We start from the raw sequence: 24,141 nt of genomic DNA, 5'->3' as shown, positions 1-24,141 counted from the left end.
GCAGGCCGTCGCGTGCAGCGGTCGGGATCGGACGCTCCGCGGGCGCCGCCTCGCCGGCGAGGCGGCGCAGCAGCTCGTCCTGGAGGTGGGCGGGCAGCGACGTGAACTTCTCGTCGTACTGGGACATCTGCGTTCTCCCTGAGTCAGATCCGGCCGGGGACTTCGGCGCCGGAGGCGGCGACCAGGCTCTCGAAGACGCGCTCCTGGACCACTGCGGCCAGGTCGCTCACCTGACGGTGCTCGAACAGATCCCTCGGGGAGATCGGCACATCGAACGCCGTGCGCATGCGCACAGCCAGGCGCATGGCGTTGATCGAGTCACCGCCGAGGTCGAAGAAGCTGTCGTGCGTGCCCACCCGGGGCACGGCGAGGACCTCGCCCCAGATCCGGCAGAGGGCCTCCTCGGTCGGGTTGGCCGGCGCCACGTACGACTCCTCGTCCGGCCGGACCCGCGCCTCGGGCAGCGCCGCCCGGTCGAGCTTGCCGTTGCGGTTGACCGGCAGCTCCGTCAGCGACACCACGGCGGCCGGGACCATGTACGCGGGCACGTGCCGTGCGACGTGCGCACGGAGCTCGTCCGAGGTCGGCACGCCGGCGCGCGGCACCACGTACGCGACGAGCCGCTTGCCCGCGCCGTCGGCCCGCACGACGACCGCGGCCTCGCTCACCGCCTCGTGCCGCAGCAGCACATGCTCCACCTCGCGCGGCTCCACTCGGAAGCCGCGGATCTTCACCTGGTCGTCCGCCCGGCCGGCGAACTGGAGCGTGCCGTCCGGGTTCCAGCGGCCCAGATCCCCGGTGCGGTACAGCCGTCTCCCCGGCCCGCCGAACGGGTCGGCCACGTAGCGCTCCGCGGTCAGCCCCGGCCGCCCGATGTAGCCGCGGCCCACGCCGTCGCCACCGAGGTAGAGCTCTCCTGTGACACCGGGCGGCACGGGGCGCAGCCGGTCGTCGAGGACGTAGACGCTGGTGTTGGGGATCGGTCTGCCGATCGGGACGCTGTCGTAGCGAACACCGGGCTCCACGGCGAACAGGGTCGCGGCGACCGCGCATTCACTGGGGCCGTACCCGTTGAGCAGACGGCGTCCCGGAGACCACGAGGCGGCGAGGTCCGGGGTGAGGACCTCGCCGCCGCACAGGACGGACTCGAGGTGCGGCAGCGCCACCGGGTCCAGCGCCGGCAGCACGGTCGGCGGCCCGGTGACCGCGCTGACGTCGGCCTCTCGCAGCTGCTCGATGAGTTCGGCGCCGCCGTGCGTCCCGGTGGTCACGGGGGCGACCAGCGTGGCGCCGCCCGCGAGTGTGCTCAGCAGGACCAGCGAGGCGGCGTCGAAGCTCATCGGGGACAGCTGGTAGACCCGGCTGCCGGGGCGCACGTGCTGGGGGACGATCGCCTCGACGGTATTGACCATGGACCGGTGCTCGATCATGGAGCCCTTGGGCTTCCCGGTCGAGCCCGAGGTATAGATGGTGAGCAGGAGATCGCGGGGGCTGCCGTGATCGGGCGGTGCGGTCGCCGGCTGGGTGGCGATGCCGGGCCAGTCCTCGTCGAGCAGCACGAGCGGGGTCGTCGTGTCCGCGAAGAGGCCACGGTGGGCGACGTGCGTGAGCACCACCGCGGGGCGCGCCTCCTCCAGGATCGCGGCGGCGCGCGCGGCCGGGTAGTCGGGGTCGATCGGTACGTACGCGCCGCCGGCCTTCAGCACGCCGAGGACGCCGACGACCAGATCCGGGCCGCGCTCGACGGCCACCCCTACGAACGAGTCAGCGCCGACACCGAGGCCGACCAGGTGGCGGGCGAGCCGGTTGGAGCGCTCCTCGACCTCCGCGTAGGTGAGCCGGTGCTCGCCGCGCTCGACCGCCACGGTGTCCGGCCACCGCACGGCGCGCTCGCTGATCAGCCGGTGCATGCGTCGCTCGATCGTGAACTCGGAGGGAGCGGCCACGGCCCACTCGCCGAGGACAAGCTTCCGCTCGGCCTCGGTCAGCGCGGTCACGTCGCCGACGCTCCCCGCGGATCCGTCGGCCAGCCCGTCGAGGACCGCGACCAGACGCGCGGCAATCCGCTGCACGGTGGCCGCCTCGAAGACCTCCTCGTCGTAGAGCAGTCGCATGACCAGCGACTCGTCGGGGAACACGCTCAGCGCCAAGGGGTAGTTGGTGGCGAACTCGACGTCGAACGCGTGGATCGCGGTCCGGTCGAACGGATAGTTCTGGAACACCACGACGGTGTGGAACAGCGCGGCCCCGGGCGCCAGGTCGGCGAAGGACTGGACACGGTTGAGCGGGGCGTAGCCGAACTCTCGCGCCGCCGTCTGCTCGCGCTGCAGCTCCGTGAGCCAGGGCAGGGTCTGCTCGTCGTCGTCCACCCGGACCCGGACGGGCTGAGTGTTGATCATCATGCCGACCATCGACTCGATGCCGGGCAGGTCCGCGGGCCGCACGGCCGTGCTCGTGCCGAAGCAGACGTCGCGCTCGCCGCTCAGGCGCGCGAGGAGGATCGCCCACGCCGCCTGGACCAGGGTGTTGGAGGTCAGCCCGGTGCGCCGCGCGTACGCCGAGACCCGGGCGGCCGTCTCGGGGGCAACCGTCACCTGCACCGACCGCCTGGCCGCGGGCCGGTGGCCCTCGGGCGGCTGCCGGTCACCGGGCACGGCCACCGGGCTCGTGAAGCCGGCGAGGCGGTCGCGCCAGTAGTCGTCGGCGGCCTCCAGGTCCTGGCCCGCGAGCCAGTTCACGAAGTCCTGGAACGGGGGCCGCGTCCGCACCGGCTCACCGCGGTATCCGTCGAGCACGTCCTGCAGCAGCTCGCCGGCGCTCCATCCGTCGGTGAGTACGTGGTGCATCGACCAGACGAGCTGGACGGAGTCCGGGCCGAGCCGCACGATCGTGACCCGGCTCAGCGGGGCCCGGGTGAGGTCGAGGCCGGTGGCGCGGTCGGCGTCGAGCAGCTCGCGCAGCCGCGCCGGGTGCTCCGTCTGCGGCAAGGCGCTCCAGTCGAGGTGGATCACCGGCAGCCTGACCGCGTCCCTGACCAGCTGGACGGGTTCCTCGATGTCGGCCCAGCGCAGCTCGGTCCGGAGCACCGCGTGGCGTTCCGTGGCCTCCTGCCACGCCTGGCCCAGCCGGTGCGGGTCGGTGATGTCGCCGAGCCGGACGACGAACTGGACCAGGTGCAGCGACGGGTCTTCGAGCATGAGGGCGTCGAAGAGCATGCCGCTCTGCATGGGGGTGAGGGGGTAGTTGTCCGCCTGCGGCGCACCGTTCGGTACCGTCGGTCCTTCCTCGATCGGTGTCGCCGCACCGGCCAGCGCCTCGACCGTCAGGTGGTTGAAGACGTCGGCCGTGGTCAACCTGAGCCCCTTGGTCCGCGCCCGCGCGACGATCCTCATGGCCAGGATGGAGTCACCGCCGAGGGTGAAGAAGTCGTCTCGCGTGCCGACCCGTTCCACACCGAGCGTCTCGGCCCAGATCGCGGCGAGCGCGTGCTCGGCGTCCGTACGCGGGGCGCGGTACGCCTCGGTGTTCCCGGCCGCGGGCTCGGGGAGCGCGGAACGGTCCACCTTGCCGTTGGCGTTGACGGGCAGCCGGTCCATCCAGACGACGCACGCGGGCACCATATAGCTGGGCAGGCGCTCGGCCAGCCGGTCGAGCAGCTCACGTGCGGCGAGAGGGCTCGGGCCGGTCGGATACGCGACGATGCTGCGCGTCGGGCCGTTCTCCCGCACCACCACGACGACATCGGTGACGCCGGGGAAGTCGCGCAGTGCGGCCTCGATCTCGCCGAGCTCGATCCGAAAGCCCCGCATCTTGACCTGGTGGTCGGTACGGCCGAGGAAGTCGATGAGCCCGTCCTCGGTCAGGCGCACCCAGTCGCCGGTGCGGTAGAGGCGGCTGCCGGGGGTGAACGGGTCGGCCACGAAGCGTTCGGCGGTCAGCGCGGGGCGTCCGAAGTAACCTCGGCCCGTGCTGTCGCCGCCGAGGTAGAGCTCCCCCGTGTCGCCGGGCAGCACGGGGCGCAGCTGCTCGTCGAGCACGTAGGTGTCGGTGTCGTCGAGTGCCGTGCCGATCACCGAGGCCCGGATCTCCTCCTCGTCCGGCGGCGTCCGGTGCGAGGTGGCGAAGACCGTGGACTCGGTCGGGCCGTACCCGTTGACGAGCGTGATGTCCGGGCAGGCGCGCCGCATCCGCGCCACGGCGGTCGCCGAGGGCGCTTCGCCACCGGCCCACACCTCGCGCAGCCCCGCGAAGCAGTCGGGCTGCTCCTCGGCGAAGAGCCGGAACAGCGTCGCGGTCAGGAAGACCGCTTCGAGGCGGTGCTCGGCGACGAGTTCGGCAAGGGCGGGTGGGGTCAGCTGCCCGGGCCCGATGACCAGACGGCCGCCGTTGAGCAGCGGGAGCCAGACCTCGAGCGTGGAGAGGTCGAAGCCGAGCGGGGCCTCGAACAGCGCGCTGCGGCCGAAGGAGGCGCGCATGCGGGGTTCCTCGGCCAGCGCCACGATGTTGCGGTGGGTGATGGCCACGCCCTTGGGCAGACCGGTGGAGCCCGAGGTGTGCATCACGTAGGCGAGTTGCTCCGCGTCGACGTGCACGTGAGGGGCGTCGGGGCGCCGGCCGAGGTCCGGGTCGTCCGCGAGGAGCACCGGCGGCCCGCCGGCCGGTGCCCGGTCGGCGGTCGACCGGTCGGCGATCAGCACGACGGCCTCCGTCTCGCCGAGCATCCAGCGGATCCGGTCGTCGGGATAGGTCTGGTGCAGCGGCACGTAGACCCCGCCTGCCTTGAGCACGGCCAGCATGGCGACGACGGTCTCGGTCGTGTGGCCCGAGCGGCCCGTCAGCATGCCGACCCGCGACTCGGCGGTCACCCCGGCGGTGACGAGGAGGTGGGCGACGTGATTGGCGCGTTCGTCCAACTCGCCGTACGTCAGCGTCCTGTCGCCTTCGATGACTGCCGGCGCGTCGGGGTGCTGCCTGGTGTGCGCGGCGATCAGGTGGTGGATGGCCCGGTTCTCCGGGTCGGCGGGTGCGCTGTCAAAACCGTGGGACATGCTCGACCCTTCGCTGGGGCACGCGTGGCGCGCGGATCTGTCGACGGTCGAGCTTGGCCCTTGAAGGCGTAGCGGCTCCACGTTGTTGAGCCGTGAGGAAACTGCCCGCGCGGTACGGGTCTCACGAACACCTGCGGGGGATGCGCGAACACGGGTGAGGCGTGGCCGAAGCCACGCCTCACCCGTGCCGGCGGTCGTACGCCGCCCGGTAGCTGTGCCGGCGGTCGTACGTCACTCGGGCCGCGCGATCGCCTCCACGGCCGGGGGGCGCAGTGCGAGCCGGGCCGGCAGCATCACGGCGGGCCAGGCGATCGCCGCGGCCGCGAGCACGATGCCGAGGTAGGTCAGGGGCGGGATCGACGGGAACGGCGAGTGGCGGATCGCGTAGCTCATCCCGATCAGCGACGGCAGCGCGGCGACCGTGCCGACGACGACCGCGCAGAGCACGATGATGCCCGCCTCCTGGCGCATCATCGACCGGATCTGACTGGTGCGGGTGCCGACGAGGCGCAGCAGGGCGAACTCGCGTCGCCGGGAGATCGTCGCCATGATCAGCGTGTTGACGACGGCGATGGCGAGATAGCCGAGCAGTACGGCGTTGAGCACGAGGCTGGTCCCGCCGCCGCTCGCGTCATCGGTCGGTGCGGCGGTGACCGCCGCGGCGTCGCGCACGCTCAGTGTCGGGTAGGCCTCCAGCGCCGCGTCCAGATCTGTCTTCGGGTCGGAGTTCACCATCAGCCACTGGTCGAGGCGGTCGGTGGTGTGTGCGACGACCACCTCGTGGGGAGTGTGACATCGCCGAAGCCGAGCCCGTTCTCGTAGACCGCGACCACCTTGGCCTTCGTGACCGTGCCGTCGCCGAGGTGCACGTCGACGCGGTCGCCCACATCCGCGCCCACCGTGCCGGCGACGAGGCGGCTGAGGGCGACCGTGGACCCGGTGAGACCGCTCAGGTCGCCGCGCAGGATGTCCAGATCCATGGTGTCCGGCACGGCCGCGGGGTCGACGCCCTGCGCCGTGGAGATGCGGTACTGGATGCTGTCGCCATCGGGCCAGGTGAGGATCGTCGAGGTCCGGGCGACCGGGCCGACCGTGCGGACACCGGGTACGGCACGGAGTTCCTCGGCCAGATCCGTTGAGATCCCCGTGCTGTCGGAGGTCACCACGTGGTCGGCCTTCACCCCGTCGGCGGCCTGGTCCTGAGCGGTCGCGGCGAGCGTCGTGCCGCTGAAGAGCTGGGCGGACGCCATGGTCACGCCCATGATCAGTGGGGTCGTGGCGGCGCTGAGCCGACGGCCCTGGCCCGGGAGTTGGCGATGGCGAGGAACCGGGTGACGTCTCCCTGGCGTCGGCCGAGCAGGCTCACGACGTTGCCGAACAGCCTCGGCCCGAGCAGCCCGACAGCGATCACCAGGACCAGCGCGGAGCTGGCGGCGCCGTCGATGGCCGACTCACCGGGCAGCGCGATCGGCAGCACGATCGCGGCGGCCAGGCCCGCGGGCACGAGCAGCACACCGAGCGAGAGCCGGAACCAGCCGAGCTTCTTCGGTTCCACGGCCACATCGCCGAGCGCCTCGACGGCACTGACCTTCGCGGCGCGCCGGGCCGCGAGCCAGCCGCCGATCCGGGCCGCCAGGACGCAGATCAGCAGGGCGCACAGCACGGGCGTCGGCGAGATGACCAGCGAGAAGCCGGACGGCAGCGTGCCGGCCGCCGTGAACACGGTGTGCAGCAACTTGGCGAGCAGGATGCCGGGAAGGGCGCCGAGCAGAGCGCCGATCCCGCCGACGAGCACGGCCTCGCCGCCGATCATGCGCAGCACCTGGCGGGGAGTGGCACCGACGGCCCGCAGCAGGGCCAGCTCCCGACGGCGTTGCTGCACCGACAGGGCCAGCGTGCTGGCGACCACGATGATCACGAGAAGGATCATGGTGGCGCCGAACGCACTGGCCACCTCGATGACGAACGCCCGCATCTGCCCGACGTCGAGCGTCTCGACGTCGCTGCGGTCGTCGCCGGTGTACGTGACCACACCGGGCACGGCCTTCTTGATCCGGTCGGCCAGGTCACCCGCGTCGGTCCCCTTGGCGGCCAGCACACCGATCGCGTCGATCTTGCCGGGCGTGCCGTGGAGCCGCGCCGCCCGGTCGTCGGTGAGGAAGACCGCGGACTGCCGGTCGAGTGAGGCCTCGGGCTCGGCGACGCCGCTGACCCGGTACGTTCCCGGTTTCGACCCGGTCACCAGCGTGACCTTGTCTCCTGGGGCGACCCCCACCCGCCGGGCGAGGTCGCCGTCCAGCACGACGTCGTCGGCGGCTCGTGGCCGGGTGCCCGAGCGCAGCGTGAACGGAGCGAGGACCGAGGCGGACCAGCCGTGCGCGTACACGGGTGGGCCGTCGAGCACGGAGTCGTCCTTGAGGACGGTCGTACGGATACTGATGTCCCCGACGGCGGAATCGACGCCGTCGACCGAGGCGACCTTCTCGGCCGTGTCCGCGGGCAGCCTGACCCGCTCGGAGAGTCGCGGGTCCGCGTCGCCGGAGACGGGCATGGCCTGCTTGCCGCCGACGACAACGGCCGCCCGGTGGTACCGCTCGGCAGGGACCCCCGAGCTGATACCGGTCTCGAGGAGCGCACCGCAGGCGGTGATCACGGCGGAGCCGACCGCGACGGCGATCAGCAACGCCGCGAAGCCGCCCTTGCGGCCGCGGATCGTGCTCCAGGCCAGCGAGAGGTTCTGGCGCGAGAGCGTGCGGATCTTCTTCTTGGCCTTCTTGGCCTTCTTGGCCTTCTTGGCGTCCTTCTTGGCTTCCTTCTTGGCTTCCTTGGCTGTCGGCGGGGCCGCAGCCTCGACCCTGCTTCTGCGGCTCACCACTCGCCCAGCCTGGTCATACGGTCGGCCACCTTCTCCGGCGTCGGCCCGACGAGCTCACCGGCCAGTCGGCCGTCGGCCAGGAAGGTCACCGAGTCCGCGTGCGAGGCGGCGACCGGGTCATGGGTCACCATCACCACGGTCTGGCCGGTCCGGTCGACGACCCCCCGCAGCAGTTGCAGAACTTGCTTGCCGGTACGTGTGTCGAGCGCGCCCGTCGGCTCGTCGGCGAAGATCACGTCGGGTCCCGTGATGAGGGCTCGGGCAATGGCCACGCGCTGCCGCTGACCGCCGGAGAGCTGCCCGGGGTAGCGGTCACCCATGTCGTCGAGCCCGACATGGGCCAGTTCGGCGCGGACCCGGTCGGCCGGGACCGGGGTCTGGGCCAGCCGGAACGGCAGGCCCACATTCTCGGCGACGGTGAGCGAGTCGAGCAGGTTGTACGCCTGGAAGACGAACCCGACCCGCTCCCGGCGGATCTCGGTGAGTTGCTCCTCGTTCAGGCCGGCCAGGCGGGTGTCGCCGAGGACCACACCACCCTTGGTGGGTTTGTCGAGCCCCGCCGAGCAGTGCAGGAAGGTGCTCTTGCCCGAACCGGAGGGCCCCATGATCGCGGTGAATGTTCCGTGCGGTACTCCTATCGTCACGTCGTTCAAGGCTGTGACCGCATGACGACCGGAACCGTAGGTTTTTGTCACGGATTCCAATAGGAGAGCATACCTGCTATTCACTGTGCACCCTACCCCCGTATCCCCCTCTTTTTCTCATTTCCCATCGCCGGAACGGTACTGTCCGGCGCCTCTTAGATCAACCCGGCATCGGCGGACAACCAGTTTTGAGCCGCTCCTCGAAAGTGTGAATATGGGCCCCTGCCTGTGCTTATTTCTTTCGGACCGGGCATTCCGGATCGGTCGCCCGGCCGGTTATTGACGTCCGATACGCGGCTTCTTGCCCTAAATGCTCCAATTGGGTGTGCCCGTCGGCCGCCCCCGGCCGGACCGCGATCCACGGCCGAAGCGTGCGCGGCGGCCGACCTGGAAAGCAGCTCCGAACAGGGGATTTCGCTCTGGGGTCAACAAGATGGCCGATCGTCGTGCGCACCGAAATACTTCTCAACGACCCGGACGGTTCTCCAGTGCCGGGTGATGGGCTCGCCCGTAATTCACGGTGGCCGCGTCGAAACGTCGCCGCGCCGAAAATGCCTGACAATCCCTTGTATCGATGGGCAGCGAAAACAATGATTCCTGCGAATCTGGAACGCGCCGTCTTCGGAATGTACTCCACCCACGCTCTGCACGTCGCGGACCGGCACGGCGTCTTCGACCACCTGGCACGCCACAGCGACGACAGCGCCGGGAAGATCGCGGTCGCCCTCGGCGTCGACGAGGACACTCTGGAGAGGCTTCTGCTGGTGCTGGTCTCCTTCGGCGTCCTCGACGCGAACGGCGATCACTACGCGCTCGCGGCGGGCGTGCGGCCTTATGTCGACCGCGAGGACCCCCGCTACCTGATGGGATTCGTCGACCACTTGATCGGCGACACCGCCGATCAGTTCGGACGGCTGAGCGGCTATCTGCGGGTGGGCAAGGCCGAGACCGACCGGGACACACCGGCGCCGTTCGACGCCATCTACCGCGACAACGAGTCGGTGGGCCGCTTCCTGAACGCGATGTGGGGCCTCAGCCACCACGTCTCGCACGAGCTTGCCGCCCTGGCCGATCTGAGCGACTCCCGGCAGCTGATCGACGTGGGCGGCGCGAGCGGGCCCTTCTCGGTGGCCGCCCTGCAGGCCGCTCCACAGTTGCGCTCGACCGTGTTCGACCTTCCGCAGGTCGGACCGCACCTGGCCGCGCGGGCTGCCGAGTACGAGCTCGGCGACAGACTTGGCTTCGCGGCCGGCGACTTCTTCCGCGACCCGCTGCCGGCCGGCGACTGCCTGGCCTTCGGCTACATCCTGTCCGACTGGGACGACGAGACCTGCGCGACGCTGCTGCGCAAGGCGTACGAGGCGTGCCTGCCCGGCGGCCGGGTCCTGATCATGGAGCGGCTCTTCGACGACGAGCGCGAAGGCCCGCTCGCCACCTCCGTCATGAACCTCTCCATGCACGTCGAGACCCAGGGCCGGCACCGTACGGCGGCCGAGTACCTGGACCTGCTGCGCCAGGCCGGTTTCTCGGACGGGACGGTCCGTCGCTCCACGGGCGACAAGCACCTGATCATCGGCCGGCGAGCCGGGAGCGGGGCCGAGCGGTGAGCGCCGCGGGAGCCGTCACCTCGACCCGCGGGACGACCCGCGGGCGGGAACTGCCCGCTGCCTGCGCCGAGTTGGCCGCACGGCTGCACGCGACGCCCCTCGCCGAGCTGCCCGACGAAGAGATCCTCCAGCTCTCCGACCACCATGACGCTGCCGTGGCCGGGCCGGACACCGACGAGAACGAGATCCTGCGGTTACTGACCCGGCCGTTCAGCAAGCGCCTGGACATACCCGAGTACTACCGCTACGCCGGACTGCACGTGGCCGGCTGGTACCTCGCCCGGCGGGAGGACCCGTACGCGGCGAGCCTGCTCCTCGTGCACGCGCTCGTGACCGATCTGATCGCGCTTGAGGAGCGTGAGGCCGGGCTGCACGAGACCACGGTCGAGGAGGGCGCGGAACGCGTGCGTCGCCTGCGGGCCGTGCTCGACCATCTGGGCAGGTCTCCCCTCGGCCCGGACCGCACCATGGCCGGCGCCGAGCTGGTCCGGCTCGCCGACCACGACGATGAGTTGGTCCGCGATCTGCTGGTGGTCAACCGCTGTTCGGGATTCCGACGGTCGGACAAGCACGACGAGCACATGTTCATGCGCTGCGTGCAGGCCTGCGAGGTCGGCTTCTTCCTCGTCCGCCGCACCGCGCGCCATGCCACCGAGGCCCTCGGCCGCGACCGCGGCGAATACCTCTGGCGGATACGCCAGTTCGCCTCCGCCGCCGAGCTCCTGAACGTCGTCTTCCACGCGCTGCGGACCCTGACCCCGGAGCTCTTCATGGGCTTCAGGGACGCGACGGGGAACGCCAGCGCGGTCCAGTCACTCAACTACCACCTGATGGAGCTGGTGGTGTACGGCTACGACGAACGGAAGATCGATACCTACAAGCGGTTCGCGCACCTGGCTCCGGTCAGCAACCCGCTGCTGCGCGAGTTCACCTCCCTGTGCGATGCCGCGGGCGGGGCCCGCGACGCCGAGGTTCGCGAGGCGTTCACCGCGGGTGAGAAGCCGTTGCACATCTGGCGCGGCCGGCACTACGGATTCGGCCGCCGCTATCTGCCGGAGATGACAGGGTCCGGCGGCACCGAGGGCGCCGGCTACCTCAAACGTTTCGTCGGGAAAGCCGGATTGATTTCCGGTGACCGTACGGACGATGCCGAGCAGTTGCTCACCCAATTCTCCTTCTGCTGACGGAGGTCGTTCGATTCTCATCCCGGTGCGCCCGAGCACCGGTGAGTCCCGGTACCCCGCCGTGGCTCCAAGCACGCTTCACCCACACCAGCATGAGAGGTGCTTGTGAACAGAATTCCGCAGACGGTCTCCGCGGAGAACCTGACCCAGTTCGAGACCCTCGCCCTCGCCAGTTCCATGAACCTCGCCGACGGGCATGCCCGCCAGCAACTCACCGGCGCGCAGAGCAAAATGGTCGCCGAGCTGCCCGACATGTGGGCCGAGGCCACCATGCGCCCGGTGGACGAGATCGAACAGGAGGCCGCCGAGTCGTTCTTCGGCATGCTCGGCCAGCACAGCCATCCGTTCTCCGAAGGGCGGACGCTGAGCTGCTACTCGTCCTCGCTGGCGATGGAGATCCTCGCCCGCTCACTGGTCACCACGTCCGACGCGGTGGCGCTGATCCACCCCACGTTCGACAACATCCCCGACATCCTGCGCGGCGTCGGCCTGCGGCTCGTTCCCCTGGAGGAGGAGCAGGCCCACGAGGAGGACCTGCCGGCGGAGCTGCTCGAACAGGTGGGCTGCGTCTTCATCACCACGCCGAACAACCCCACCGGCCGGGTGATGAGCGAGGCCCGCCTGCGCAGGGTCGCCGAGCAGTGCGCCGAACACGACGTGGTGCTCGCCCTGGACACCTGCTTCCGGGGATTCGACCCCGACGCACAGTACGACCACTACGCGTTGCTCGACGAGAGCGGCTGCCGCTGGGTGGTCATCGAGGACACCGGCAAGCTGTGGCCCACGCTGGAGCTCAAGATCGGCTGGCTGGTCCGCTCGGCCAACGTCGATCTGCCGATCGAGAAGATCCACTCGGACATCCTCCTCGGCACCTCGCCGTTGATCATGCTGATGGTGAAGCGGCTGTCCGAGGACGGAGCGGACGGCGGCCTGGAGGAGCTGCAGCGCACCATCGCCGACCACCGGGCCCTCGTACGCGCCGAACTGGCAGGCATACCCGACATCCGCTTCGTCGACGAGCAGGCCCGGGTCAGCGTCGAGCGCCTGCACGTCGGCTCACGCCTGGGACTGGACGTCTGGTCGGCGGTCAGCTCGCAGAACCTGTACGTGCTGCCCTGCCAGAAGTTCCACTGGGCCAGACCGCACGAGGGCGAACGGATGCTGCGCCTGGCCCTGTCCCGGAACCCGTCCACCCTGATCGCGGGCGCACGGGTGCTGCGCTCGGCCCTGCTGCGCGCGCCAGGATCCCCGGGCTGATGCTTCGACCGCTGACGACGGCCTCCCGGTCCCCGCTCACCCGGTGGTGGCGTGCGGGTGTGGTGCAGGCCGTCTCCCCGCCAGGCGTCATCGACCTCGGACCCGGCTACCTCGAACCGAGCCTGCTCCCGGTCGCCGAGGTGCTTCCGCTCTACGAGGAGGCACTCACCGAGTTCGGCCCCGCGGCGCTCGGTTACGGTGCCAACGCCGGAGCCCAGCCACTGCGCGCCCTGCTGGCCGCCCGGCACGGCTGCGATCCCGAGGAGATCCTGGTCACCGCCGGCACCTCCCAGGCGCTGACCTTGCTGTGCACCGTGCTGGGCCGGCCCGGCCGGTCCGTCGTGGTCGAGCGCACCTGTTACGACCTCGGCCGAAGCATCATGCGCGACCACGACCTGCGCCTGCGTGACGTCGACGCCGATGGGGAGGGCGTACGACCACTTGCCCTGGACCGGGCCCTGTCCCAGGACGACGACGTGGCGTTCGGCTACCTGACGCCCACCTTCCACAACCCGACCGGCACGGTCGCGGGCGAGCCGCGCCGCCGCAAGCTGCTCGCCGTCGCCGCCCGGCACCAGGTGCCGATCGTGGAGGACGACGCGTACACCGAGTTGCATCTGGACGACCCCGCCGCGCCGCCCTCGCTCGCCGCGCTGGCCGGCCGGCGCGGCGTGATCAGGCTCGGGTCGTTCGCCAAGACACTCGGACCGGGACTGCGTCTGGGATGGCTGGAGGCCGAACCGGATGTGATCAAGACGCTGACCGGCCGCGGACAACTCGTCAGCGGGGGTGCGCTCAACCACCTGACCTCGCTGGCGGTGGCCATGCTGATGTCGGACGGCCGCTACGACCGGCGTCTGGTGTGGCTGCGTGAGCAACTCCGGTCGCGGCGCGACACGCTCGTCGGTGCCCTGCGGGCCGGCCTCGGCCGGTCGGTCACCGTCAGCTCTCCGGCCGGCGGCTTCTTCGTCTGGCTGACCTTCGACCCCCGGCGCAGCGAGGCCTCGTTGCTCGCCGCGGCCGACCGGGCAGGCGTCGCGGTGGCGCCGGGCTCCCGCTACGGCAGCGTGGCCGGCACCCACCTGCGGCTCGCGTACAGCTTCAACCCACCCGACCGACTGGCGGAGGCGGCCGCCCGGCTCGCCGACGCCTGGAGAAACGAGGAACCCCTTCGATGACCAGTTCTGTCGCCGGCAGCCTGCGCGGCTACAGCCTTCCGCTCTCCCCGTCCGGCACCTCGGCCACCCTGACCCCTCCGCCGTGGCACTTCTCCGGCGAGATCGTCATGGTCGACTACCGAGTGGATCCGGCGGCGGCGGCGCGGTTCCTGCCTCCCGAGCTCGACCCCGGCGCCGACCCGGGGCGCGCCGCCGCGGTGTTCGCGCACTGGCAGTGGTGCTCGGAACCGGGCACCGAGCTGGCCGATCCGGGTGGCAGTCAGTTCAGCGAGTTCCTGATCCTGCTCGGCTGCGAGTACCGTGGCCGCCCCCTGGCCCGGTGCCCGTATGCCTGGGTCGACCAGCCCGTGCCGCTGCTGCGCGGCTGGGTGCAGGGAATGCCGAAGCAGTTCGGCGAGGTGCACCAGACCCGGCCCATGCGGGTCGGCAAGGCAGGGCCGCTGGGCGCTGCGGCGGGCACGTACCACGGCACCGCCGCGACAGGTGGCCGCCGGATCGCCCAGGCCTCGGTGAGCGTGACCGACCGGGCCGCCGAACCGCCGGAGTTGCACACCGTGCCGCTCGTGCACAGCCGGGTCCAGCCACCCTGGATCGACGGCGAGCAGCCGCCGGTCGGCCTGGTGACCTCGACCGTCACGAGCGTCGAGTTCTCCGAGGTGTGGTCGGGCGACGCGCACCTCGAGATGTTCGACGCGCTGGACGAGGACTTCGCCTCGCTGCGGCCGGTCTCGGTCGGACGCGGTCATGTCTTCGGATACGCCGAGACGCTTGTCTCCGGCCGAGTACTCGCCTGAAACCCCTCCCTCGTCCCACACCCGTCCCCAGAAGGAGAAGCTCATGACGAATCCGTTCGACGACCCGGACGCGACCTTCAACGTGCTCGTCAACGACGAGGGCCAGCACTCGCTCTGGCCCACTTTCGCCGCCGTCCCCGAGGGCTGGTCGGTCGCGCTGGCCGACACGGACCGCGGATCCTGCCTCGCGTACGTCGAGGAGAACTGGACCGACATGCGCCCGAAGAGTCTCGCCGACCGCATGGCCGCACGCTGATGAGCCTCGCGACCGTCGGCGGGATACGGCTGCAGTACGACGACGACGTACCCGAGGGCTGGGACGGCCGGAAGACGGTGGTCCTGGTCATGGGCTCGGGCGGCCGCGGCCGGGCGTGGCACCTGCATCAGGTGCCGGCGCTCGCCGAGGCAGGCTGGCGAGTGATCACGTACAACTCCCGGGGCGTGCCCCCCAGTGACGCGGGCGAGGCGGGTCTGACGGCCGGCGATCTCGCGGCCGACCTGGCAGGGCTCATCGAGTATCTGGACGCCGGACCGTGCTGCCTGGTGGGCACGTCGCTCGGCGCCCACGTGGTGCAGGAGCTGTTGCTGACCCGGCCCGACCTGGCCACCGCCGCGGTACTGATGGCCACCCGCGGCCGCGACGACCAGATGCGGGAGGCCGCGGCCCGGGCCGAGCTGGAGCTCCTTGATTCCGGCATCGCGCTGCCACGCCGGTACCTCGCGGCCAGGCAGGCTCTCCTGAATCTGTCCCCGCACACGCTCAACGACGACCTTGAGGTGTCCGACTGGCTGTCGGTGTTCGAGCGGTCGCTGTCCACCGGACCCGGACTGCGGCACCAGCTCGCCATCAAGCCGGACCCCGGCCGCCTCGCGGCCTACGCCACGATCACCACGCCGTGCCTGGTTCTCGGCTTCGCCGACGACCTCGTCACGCCCCCACACCTGGTCGCCGAAGTGGCACGGGCCATCCCGGGCGCCGTGCACCGGCTGATCCAGCACGCGGGTCACTACGGGTATCTGGAGCAACCGGAGGAGGTGAACCGGCAGATCCTCGACTTCTTCAGCGGCGTTCCGGCCCGCTCTCGAGCGCTGGCGAGCCACACGGCGCCCCACGAGCACACGGTGAGCGCCGCTTGAACCGGCAGACGGCATCCGGGGCGGGCACCGTCGCGATGAAGGGAGAGAAGACATGCAGCAGCGCGGCGCGGCAGGATTCGACGTACCAGTCACCGTGGTGATGCCCACCTACAACGAGGTGGCCAACCTGCCGCGCATCACCGAACAGGTCCTTTCACAGCCGATTCCGAACCTGCACCTCAAGATCGTCGACGATGGGAGCCCCGACGGCACGGGCCGCCGCGCTGAAGAGCTCGCAGTGAAGTGCAACGCCGACGGGCGGCACCGGATGAGCGTGCTGCACCGGGTCGAGAAGGACGGACTCGGACGGGCGTACGCGGCTGGCATGAGCGCCGCCCTCGCCGAGGGCGCGCAGTACGTCGTGCAGATGGACGCCGATGGTTCGCACCCGGCGCAGGTGCTGCCACAGATGCTGCACGCCGCTCTGGAGTACGACGTTGGACTCGTGATCGGCAGCCGTTACGTCGCCGGCGGCTCCCTCGACGAGGAGTGGGGCCTGCACCGCAAGGCCCTGTCGAAGTTCGCCAACGCCTATGCCCGCACCGTGCTCGGCACGAGGCAGATCTCCGACCTCACGGCCGGTTTCGCCCTGTGGCGCGCGGACGTGCTCGCGGCCGTCGGCGTGCGGTCGCTCGACAGCGCCGGCTACAGCTTCCAGGTGGAGCTCAAGTACAAGGCCGTACGGGGTGGTTGCCAAGTCGTCGAGGTCCCGATCCGGTTCGAGGAACGCACCGAGGGCGAATCCAAGATGAGCTTCGGCACACAGCTTGAGTCGGCCGTGGTCCCCCTGCGGCTGCGCTGGCGCCACCGCAAGCTGCGAGGCACCGATGGGTGAAAGCCACCGGGCCACGCCGCTGGCGCTGAGCAGGCTGTACCCCGAGATCGCCAAGTTCGGTGCGGTCGGCCTGCTCGGCGTCCTGCTGAATCTCGCGGTCTTCAACGTGCTGCGCACGACAACAGATCTGCCGACGGTACGCGCCGGCGTCGCCGCCACCGCGGTGGCGATCGTCGGCAACTACGTCGGCTCTCGCCGCTTCACCTACCGGGACCGTGTGACGGCCGACCCCCGCCGGCGGGAGATGGCGCTGTTCGCGTTCTTCAGCGCCGTCGGGCTGCTTCTCGAGAACGGGGTGCTCTACGGGGCCACGTACGGACTCGGGCAGCACGACGCCCGGTGGAGCAACTGCTTCAAGTTCCTCGGCATCGGCGTCGCCACTCTCTTCCGCTTCTGGTCCTACCGCACCTGGGTGTTCACGAGCGCGCCCCAAGGCGCCGGTGTGCCGCACGGCACCGAGACCGCCGCCCTCGTGGGGGAGTCGGGCCGGGAAAGCGTGCCGGTCGCCGAGAGCCCACTGGTCGCCCGGCGTCGACTGGGCGAGGTCTCAGCCGGGACTGGGCTCCGTGCCGCCGTGGCGGCGGAGGTAGGCCAGGACGGCGCGGACCCGGCGGTGGCCGCTGTCACCGGCCGACAGACCGAGTTTGAGGAAGACGCTGCCGATGTGCTTGTGGACGGCGTTGTCGGTGATGAACAGCCGCTCGGCGATGGTGGCGTTGTCGTGCCCCTCGGCCATCAGGGCGAGCACCTCGCGTTCGCGAGGGGTGAGGGCGTCCACGGGATCGCCGCGGACGGCGAGGAGCTGGGCGATGACCTCGGGGTCCATGGCGGTGCCGCCGGCGGCCACGCGGCGCAGCGCGTCGGTGAACTCGGTGATACGGCTCACCCGGTCCTTGAGCAGATAGCCGATGCCGCCGCTGGGATCGGAGAGGAGGCGGCCGGCGTACTCCTGCTCGACGTACTGGGACAGGACGAGGACGGGAAGCCCCGGGTGGTTGCGTCGGCCCTGGAGGGCGGCATGTATGCCCTCGTCGCGGAAGGTCGGGGGTAAGCGCACGTCGACGATGGTGACGTCCGGGCGGTGGGTCTCGACGGCGGCGAGGAAGCCGGTGGCGTCCTCCGTGATCGCGGCGACCTCGAAGCCCCGGGTCCGCAGCAGCAGTTCGAGCCCGGAGGACAGCAGGACGTTGTCCTCTGCGATGACTACACGCACGGCAACTCCACGGTGAGGAGGGTCGGCCCGCCCGGCGGGCTGCTGATCTTCATGGTGCCGTCCAGGGCGACGGCGCGTCGGTGAATTCCGTCGATCCCACTGCCGCGCGATGCGTTTGCCCCGCCGGTCCCGTCGTCGGCGATCTCCGCGGACAGTGTGGCGCCGTCGCGGGTGACGTGGACGGCCGCCTTGGTGGCCCGGCTGTGCCGGGCGACGTTCGCCAGCGCCTCGGCGACGGCGAAGTAGGCGACGGCTTCGACCGCGGCAGGGACCTCACCGAGCTCGCCGATGACGATGCGGGTGGGCACGCCGGCCCGGGTGGCCAGGGTCCGCAGCGCGCCGACGAGACCCTGGTCGGCCAGGACCGGAGGGTAGATGGTGCGGATGACGGAGCGCAGTTCGGTCATGGCCTCCTCGGTCTCGGCCTGGGCCTGCTGTACGAGATCGGCGGCCGCGTCGGGGTCCTCGGGAAGGAGCTGTCCGGCCACGGCGAGCCGCATGGCGATGGCCACGAGACGGGCCTGGGTGCCGTCGTGCAGGTCGCGTTCGATCCGGCGCAGTTCCGCGCCGTGTGCCTGAAGGACGTCGGTGCGCGACCGGGTGAGTTCGGTGACGCGTGCGGCCAGCCGATCCGCGGGAGTCGGCGCGAGGACTGCCAGGCAGCACCGTGCGTGTGCCCGGGCGAGCGGGGGCAGGGCGACGATCGTCAGCGCTGCCAGGAGCAGGAACTGCGCCAGACCGATCGTCAGCGCGAGAGGCCAGCTGTCGATACGGACACCGAGCAGCGGCAGCCGTGGCGGATCCGACGGGGGAAAGGCCCACCAGCCCGCGGTGATGGCGAGGATGAGGAGCAGGTTGGCCAGGCACAGCAGGGCGAACAAGCCCGCCGACAGGCCGGTGGCCACCTGAGTCACGAGCCACGCGAGGTCGCGACGCAGTACGCGCGGGCGCGGCTCCACCGGTCTGCCCAACAGCGCCCCGGCACGCCGGCGATGACGCTCCGCCCAGGCGGCTGCCAGCGATGGTGTGCACAACAGTGGCGCCGCCACGAGCGTCACCGCCGCGGTCATCAGGGTGCCGAGCACATAGCCTCCGCCGCGCCCGGACCGGACCAGGGCCTGGACCAGCCGTGCGCGGGTCTTGCCGTTCACACCATGCACGGGCTCGCCCTTGTCTGTTGTACGGGACCCTGCGTGGCCCGCGGATGTACGGGGGCCGGGTGTGGTGGCCCCCGGACGCGCCACGGTACGTGCCGGGCGCCGCCGTGGCGCTACAGCCACCTGTAGTTTCGACCGGTCGCCTGCGGTAGCGACACGCGACGGGACGTTTACTTAGCGTGTGACTCATGCGATCTGCAACGTCGGCTTCCGCGCCGCGACACCGAGCGTCCCACGACCGTCCGTCTCAGGGGCGTCCGTCTCGAGACCGCCGCCGCGGGACAGGCCGCAGGTGGCCGGCCGTAGCGGCGGTCCTGCTCGGCCTGGTGAGCGCGGTCACGGCGGTCCAGACCGCGGGCGGCGCGGCCGCGCCCGGCTACCGACAAGAGGACCTGCGCCGGGACACTGACGCCATCCGGGCACAGGGGAACACCGGCGTCCAGGCGCGGGTGACCACGGCCTCTGGCCGGGATCTGGTCGCCACCGCCGGCGTCGCCGTGGCCGGCACGAACCGCCCGGTGCCGAGCGACGGCTACTTCCGGATGGCCAGCACCGGCAAGACGCTCCTGGCCACTGTGGTTCTGCAGTTGGTCGACGAGGGCCGGTTGGCACTTGATGACACGGTCGACCGCTGGCTGCCCGGAGTCATCGACGGAAACCGCAACGACGGACGCAGGATCACCGTGCGGCAGCTTCTGCAGAACACCAGCGGCCTCCACGACGATCTACCCGGCTTCGACACCCCGCAGGAGTACTACCGGCACCGCTACGACACGTACACCCCCAGCAGATCGTCGCCCGGTCGATGCGGCACGCCCCGGACTTCCGGCCCGGCACCGGTTGGCGCTACTCCAACGCGGGCTACGTCGTCCTGGGCATGATCGTCGGAAAGGCCGCAGGGCGACCGTGGCAGGAGGAGGTCGCGAGCCGGATCCTGAAACCGCTCGGCATGCACCACACGTACCTGCCCGGCACCACGGCCGGTCTTCGTCGCCCGCACGCGAACGGTTACCAGGTCTTCGCCTCCGGTGAACGGACGGACGTCACCGCGCAGTTGGTCCCCGATCTCGGCGGCTATGTCTCCACCACGGCAGACGTCAACCGCTTCTTCCAGGGGCTGCTCGGCGGCAGGCTGCTGCCCGAGGCGCGCATGGCCGAAATGCGGGACACCGTCCCGGTCGACAAGCGACTCGCGGTGACATGGCCCGGTGGACGCTACGGCCTCGGCCTGGTCAGCCGCCCCCTGACCTGCGGCGGCAGCTACTGGGGCCACGAAGGAGGCGAAGCGGGCTACCTCACCCTGAACGGGGCCGTCGACGGCGGCGGCCGCACCGTCACCGTCTCCCTGTCCACCAGCTTCCACGACTTCGACACCGCGCTCCGGCAGCACAAGGCCGCCAGCGCCCTCGTCGACCGAGCGCTTTGCGACAACTCTGATGACAAAAAGGGGAGTTGAGCATGTCCGCAAAGCGCATCCTGGCCGGAATGCGCCCGTGTGAGTGTGTCCCTGCCCATTAAGATCTTTCCGCGGGGGTGACGGGTTTGGAAGAGCGGGCCATGTCGTCTGATGTGACGCGTCGTGATGATGCCGGTTCCGGCGGTGAAGCGCCGGACGCCGCCGTGACGCGTCGTGACGGCGGTGGCGGTTCCGCGGCTCTGCTGCGATTGCCATCGGCGCTCGCCGAACGGTTCGCGGTGGTCGAGGAGTTGCCGCATCAGGGGCATGAGGCGGATGTGTTACTGGTCCGCGACGCCGCGGGGGAGGAATTCGTTGCGAAGGTGTACCGCAGCGGGGTCCGGGTCGCGCCCGAAGTCTGGAAGCGCCTGCGGGGGTTGGACACCAGCCGTGTGGCGCGTGTGGTGTGGACCGGTTTCTCGGACGGGCGTGACTTCGAGGTGTCGGAGTACCTCTCCTCGGGGTCGCTGGAGGACCTGGTCAGGGCAGGGACCGTGTTGTCACCGGCCGCCCTGTCCGATGTCGTCGCCCAGCTGGCGGAGGCAGTGGCGCAGCTGCACGGAGTGGGGATCGTGCACGGCGATCTGAAGCCGTCGAACGTACTCCTGCGCCGCAGGGAACCGCTGGAGTTGGCGCTGGCGGACTTCGGGGTGAGCAAGTCGTTGGACGCGACGTCCCGGTTCACGCGGCGCGTGTTCGGGACACTGGCGTACTCGGCGCCGGAGTATCTGTTCGGCGCGGAGGTGTCCGGTTCGCAGGACTGGTGGGCGATGGGAGTGATCGCCCGCCAGCTCGCCACGGGACGCAGGCCGTTCGGTGGCCTGTCGGAGCAGGCGGTCCGGCAGTACTTGGCGACTCGGCCGGTCGACGTGTCGGATGTGACCGACGAGCGGATACGGCTGCTGTGCGGCGGACTGCTGGTCAGGGACCCGGGGCGTCGCTGGGGCGCGTCTGAGGTCCGCAGGTGGGTCGAGGGTGAGACTCCGGAGGTGGCGGAGGAACCACCCGACTCCGGCGTCGCGCGGGCAAGCGCCACCGGCCGCAGACCCCTGCAGTTCAACGGCGTGAAGTACACGGAGAGGACGGCACTGGCCAGGGCGTTGGCAGCGGACTGGGAGACTGCCGCGCGCCGGTTCTTCGTGTCCATGGGGGAGCGGGGCAACCCCAGCCAGGGGTGGCGGCAACTGCGCAACTGGCTTTCCCAGTTCGAGGATCCTGAGTCCGACGACGTCGAGGACCTGGTGGATCTGGTCGACATCCACCTCCCCGGAACCGAGGAACCGGATGTGAAAATGCTGCGGCTGCTGCACTGGCTCGATCCGACGATGCCGCCCGTCTATCGCGGCAAGCGCATGCTCCCCGAGGACCTGCTCGTACTCGCCGAACACGCCTCGTCCACCGAGGACGACGACGCACGCCGGACGGCGCGAGAGCTCGTCGACGAGTTGTACACCCGCGAGCTGCTCGCCACCCTTGCCACCTTCGGCGAGGATGCTCACCAGCTCGCCGCCGTGGACCAGCGTTGGCACGACCTGAATGCCCGCTGGGACGGACTGCGGCAGTCGACCGCGCTGCCGCCCAGGATCCGCAAGGAACTGGGCGGTTCCGAGATCCGGGTGGAGGCGCTGGCCATCGCGGTGGCCCCCGAATGGGCCAGGGCGCTACGCCAACGCGTCGAAGCCTCCGCGAAGTCCGTACGGGGCAGGACCGGCTGGTTCGACGCACTGCTGGCGGACGGCGGGGACCCCGTACGACACCTGGCGGCCACGCGCACGCTTCCCGCCGCTGTCGCCGAGGCCCGCCGCCTGGAGGAGGTGCGCCGGGCCAACGCGGCCGCGGCGGCGGCCAGTGGGAGCGAAAGGCGGACGATCCCGCAGTACGAGGAGCAGGAGACCGGGGAACGGGGGCGATCCGGCACCGGCGACGCGATTCTGCGTGCCCTGAGCGGAGTTGCCCTGCTGTTCGCCCTGCCCGTCGGTGTGCCGCTGCTCGTGGGTTCGTTGCTCGGCGACGGCGACTTCCTGCTGCGGTTCATCCCTGCCGCGACAGTGCTCTGCGGGGTTCCGCTCGTCTGCGAGCTGGTCCTGGCAGCGAAGCTCGCAGGTCTCTACCACCCGCGGTGGTCGCTTCGGTCCCGTCTCCCCGATCTCCGTCGCCGGCTGGCGGGCGGGGGCAGCGCACTGGCCATGCAACTGGGGCCCTTGCGCAAGCGCACGAGGGTCTTGGGCGGGGGCTGCCTCCTCTACATGGCGCTCGGAACCGTGACCTGGCTGATCGTCACGCTGCGGGTATGGTCCCCGATTCCCCTCGTGGTCGCGGCGGGGTACGGGACCTGGTCGTTCACCCGGTACCGGGATTGGCGCACCGTGCACCTGGCACAGCGGACACAGACTCCGGGGGAGCGATGAGCGGGCCGAAATGTACGACGTACCAGCGTGACGAGACCCTCAGCGCCGCGGAGTTGCGCGCTGCCGCGCGAGACGCAGCGGTACGGGAAGCCACGCGACGCCGCGCCGAAGCCGCTCGCAAGGCGGCCCTGGAGGCAGCGGCCGCCCGGGACACGGCCGTACGCGAGGTGAAGGCGCGCAACGCGCGGAGCACGGCTCTCGCCGCGTCGATCGAGGACTTCAGACAGCAGTACGGAACCACCCTCGCCTTGTCGCCCCCCGAACCACTGCGCATCGGTGCGCAGCCCACGGCCGAGCTGGAGTCCTGGTGCGCCGAGGCCGACCGCGTACTCGCCGTCGCAGAGCGTGACCTGCGGGAACGGTCCGCTCGCGCCGTCGCAGCGGAGCTGTTCGCCGACATGGCCGGGCACACCACCGCGCGCCGCCTGATCGATGCCGCCGAGTTGTTCGCGGACCGCTCGGAGCCCTCCGGCACCACCGCCCCCGAGCACGCGGACAATGCGGCGCGCGAGGATGTCGAACAAACCCTGGCCCGGGTCCTGTCGCGCCTCTTCGCGGACTGTGGCGAGCGCGACCGTGCGGAGGCTCGGCTGGCCGCGGCGCGGGTGGCGGAGGCGGCCACTCCCGACGAGGCACGCACCTGGCTTACCGAGACAAGGCTCCGGGTGCAGCGTGCCAACGAGGCCGCGGAGGCCAGGCGACGCGACGCCGGCGAAGCGATCGGACTCCTCCATGACCTCGAGTACCTGAGCCGCGCCGGGGCAGCGGAAGCCGACTCGGTGCGCACGTCGCTCACGGAGGTCGTGGCCGGCCGCCGTACCCTCGACGAGTCACTGCGCCGGAGGGCGGCCGCATGTCAGGCCGCGGCCGAGGCCGAAGCCGAGCAGCAGTACGTGGTCAACACGGTGACCGACGCTCTCACCGACCTCGGCTACCAGGTCAGTCAGGGATTCGAGACGCTCACCGTCACCGACGGCACCCTGCGCCTGTCACGCAGCGAATGGCCCGAGCACGCGGTCAATCTGATCGTCGACCAGCAGGGCGCCCAGCTGCGAACCGCCGTGGTCCGTACGGCTGTCGGAGGCGGTGACGACGACGCACACCTCGACGTCGAGCGTGAAGAACAGTGGTGCCAGGACTTCCACGAACTGCGTGGCCGCCTCGCACAGGCGGGGCTCAGCACCGACGTCCAGGTCGCGGTCCCACCCGGACAGGTTCCCGTGCCCTTGGCCGCCGCGCCGACCGCGCCGAGCACGCGGGACCGGCCCAGGCACCGGGAGCGGGAGCGGTGATCCCTCCGAAGGACCGACAGGCTCCCCGGAAGCCGACACCATGAGGAGGGAAACCC

17 protein-coding genes and 2 pseudogenes are annotated in these 24,141 nt (G+C 70.8%); 12 read left to right on the top strand and 7 right to left on the bottom strand.

What is annotated here, in order from left to right:
* Positions 1–143: 143 nt before the first annotated feature.
* The 5 genes from N5I75_RS15385 to N5I75_RS15365 all read right to left on the bottom strand — a co-directional run bounded on the left by N5I75_RS15385 (position 144) and on the right by N5I75_RS15365 (position 8,651).
* Positions 144–5,048 (bottom strand): amino acid adenylation domain-containing protein, encoded by a 4,905-nt coding sequence (locus N5I75_RS15385; protein ID WP_476677836.1) that lies wholly within the window; start codon positions 5,046–5,048, stop codon positions 144–146.
* 231 nt (positions 5,049–5,279) lie between these two features.
* Positions 5,280–5,825, bottom strand: coding sequence for an FtsX-like permease family protein (locus N5I75_RS15380; RefSeq protein WP_476677834.1), 546 nt, complete (start codon positions 5,823–5,825; stop codon positions 5,280–5,282).
* Positions 5,783–6,310 carry a hypothetical protein gene (locus N5I75_RS15375; protein ID WP_476677832.1) on the bottom strand — a complete coding sequence of 176 codons (528 nt, stop codon included), beginning with the start codon at positions 6,308–6,310 and terminating at the stop codon, positions 5,783–5,785. Before N5I75_RS15375 ends, N5I75_RS15380 begins: the two co-directional genes overlap by 43 nt.
* 2 nt (positions 6,311–6,312) lie before the next feature.
* Positions 6,313–7,923 (bottom strand): ABC transporter permease, encoded by a 1,611-nt coding sequence (locus N5I75_RS15370; protein ID WP_476677830.1) that lies wholly within the window; start codon positions 7,921–7,923, stop codon positions 6,313–6,315.
* Positions 7,917–8,651: an ABC transporter ATP-binding protein gene (locus N5I75_RS15365; protein ID WP_476677829.1), complete on the bottom strand. Its 735-nt coding sequence runs from the start codon at positions 8,649–8,651 to the stop codon at positions 7,917–7,919. The genes N5I75_RS15370 and N5I75_RS15365 overlap by 7 nt, the downstream gene beginning before the upstream one ends.
* 542 nt (positions 8,652–9,193) lie before the next feature.
* Here N5I75_RS15365 and N5I75_RS15360 point away from each other — a divergent pair.
* From N5I75_RS15360 to N5I75_RS15320, 9 genes and pseudogenes are all read left to right on the top strand, one after another.
* On the top strand, positions 9,194–10,174 hold the full coding sequence (locus N5I75_RS15360) for a methyltransferase (RefSeq protein WP_476677827.1): 981 nt from the start codon (positions 9,194–9,196) through the stop codon (positions 10,172–10,174).
* Positions 10,171–11,358, top strand: coding sequence for a tryptophan 2,3-dioxygenase family protein (locus N5I75_RS15355; protein WP_476677825.1), 1,188 nt, complete (start codon positions 10,171–10,173; stop codon positions 11,356–11,358). Before N5I75_RS15360 ends, N5I75_RS15355 begins: the two co-directional genes overlap by 4 nt.
* A 105-nt stretch (positions 11,359–11,463) precedes the next feature.
* A complete protein-coding gene (gene mppP / locus N5I75_RS15350; protein WP_476677823.1) occupies positions 11,464–12,615 on the top strand; it encodes an enduracididine biosynthesis enzyme MppP in 1,152 nt (383 codons plus the stop codon).
* Complete coding sequence (locus N5I75_RS15345; RefSeq protein ID WP_476677822.1) at positions 12,615–13,793, top strand: aminotransferase class I/II-fold pyridoxal phosphate-dependent enzyme; 1,179 nt, start codon at positions 12,615–12,617, stop codon at positions 13,791–13,793. The genes mppP and N5I75_RS15345 overlap by 1 nt, the downstream gene beginning before the upstream one ends.
* Positions 13,790–14,587 (top strand): enduracididine biosynthesis enzyme MppR, encoded by a 798-nt coding sequence (mppR, locus tag N5I75_RS15340; RefSeq protein WP_476677820.1) that lies wholly within the window; start codon positions 13,790–13,792, stop codon positions 14,585–14,587. The genes N5I75_RS15345 and mppR overlap by 4 nt, the downstream gene beginning before the upstream one ends.
* Before the next feature lie 43 nt (positions 14,588–14,630).
* Entirely contained in the window at positions 14,631–14,843 is a 213-nt protein-coding gene (locus N5I75_RS15335; RefSeq protein ID WP_476677818.1) for an MbtH family protein, read from the top strand.
* Complete coding sequence (locus N5I75_RS15330; protein WP_476677817.1) at positions 14,843–15,724, top strand: alpha/beta fold hydrolase; 882 nt, start codon at positions 14,843–14,845, stop codon at positions 15,722–15,724. Before N5I75_RS15335 ends, N5I75_RS15330 begins: the two co-directional genes overlap by 1 nt.
* Before the next feature lie 52 nt (positions 15,725–15,776).
* Positions 15,777–16,559, top strand: a complete 783-nt coding sequence (locus tag N5I75_RS15325; protein WP_476677815.1) for a polyprenol monophosphomannose synthase — start codon at positions 15,777–15,779, stop codon at positions 16,557–16,559.
* A pseudogene (locus N5I75_RS15320) lies at positions 16,552–16,998 on the top strand (GtrA family protein); the annotation flags it as partial. The gene N5I75_RS15325 and the pseudogene N5I75_RS15320, both read left to right, overlap by 8 nt.
* Positions 16,999–17,106: 108 nt before the next feature.
* Here the strand turns inward: N5I75_RS15320 and N5I75_RS15315 are convergent.
* Positions 17,107–17,772 carry a LuxR C-terminal-related transcriptional regulator gene (locus tag N5I75_RS15315; RefSeq protein ID WP_476677813.1) on the bottom strand — a complete coding sequence of 222 codons (666 nt, stop codon included), beginning with the start codon at positions 17,770–17,772 and terminating at the stop codon, positions 17,107–17,109.
* Entirely contained in the window at positions 17,763–18,932 is a 1,170-nt protein-coding gene (locus N5I75_RS15310) for a sensor histidine kinase (protein ID WP_476677811.1), read from the bottom strand. The genes N5I75_RS15315 and N5I75_RS15310 overlap by 10 nt, the downstream gene beginning before the upstream one ends.
* 185 nt (positions 18,933–19,117) lie before the next feature.
* Here N5I75_RS15310 and N5I75_RS15305 point away from each other — a divergent pair.
* The 3 genes and pseudogenes from N5I75_RS15305 (at position 19,118) to N5I75_RS15295 (ending at position 24,085) form a co-directional block, all read left to right on the top strand.
* Positions 19,118–20,385 (top strand): annotated as a pseudogene (locus N5I75_RS15305) (serine hydrolase domain-containing protein).
* A 392-nt stretch (positions 20,386–20,777) separates the two neighbouring features.
* Positions 20,778–22,793: a serine/threonine-protein kinase gene (locus tag N5I75_RS15300; RefSeq protein ID WP_476677809.1), complete on the top strand. Its 2,016-nt coding sequence runs from the start codon at positions 20,778–20,780 to the stop codon at positions 22,791–22,793.
* The gene (locus N5I75_RS15295; RefSeq protein ID WP_476677807.1) at positions 22,790–24,085 is read left to right on the top strand and encodes a hypothetical protein; all 1,296 of its coding nucleotides are present in this window, start codon (positions 22,790–22,792) and stop codon (positions 24,083–24,085) included. Before N5I75_RS15300 ends, N5I75_RS15295 begins: the two co-directional genes overlap by 4 nt.
* Positions 24,086–24,141: the final 56 nt, after the last annotated feature.

The organism is Streptomyces sp. R818, from assembly GCF_056172735.1.
The sequence above is the reverse complement of the archived record's forward strand: the minus strand, read 5'-3'. Positions and strand labels throughout refer to the sequence as shown.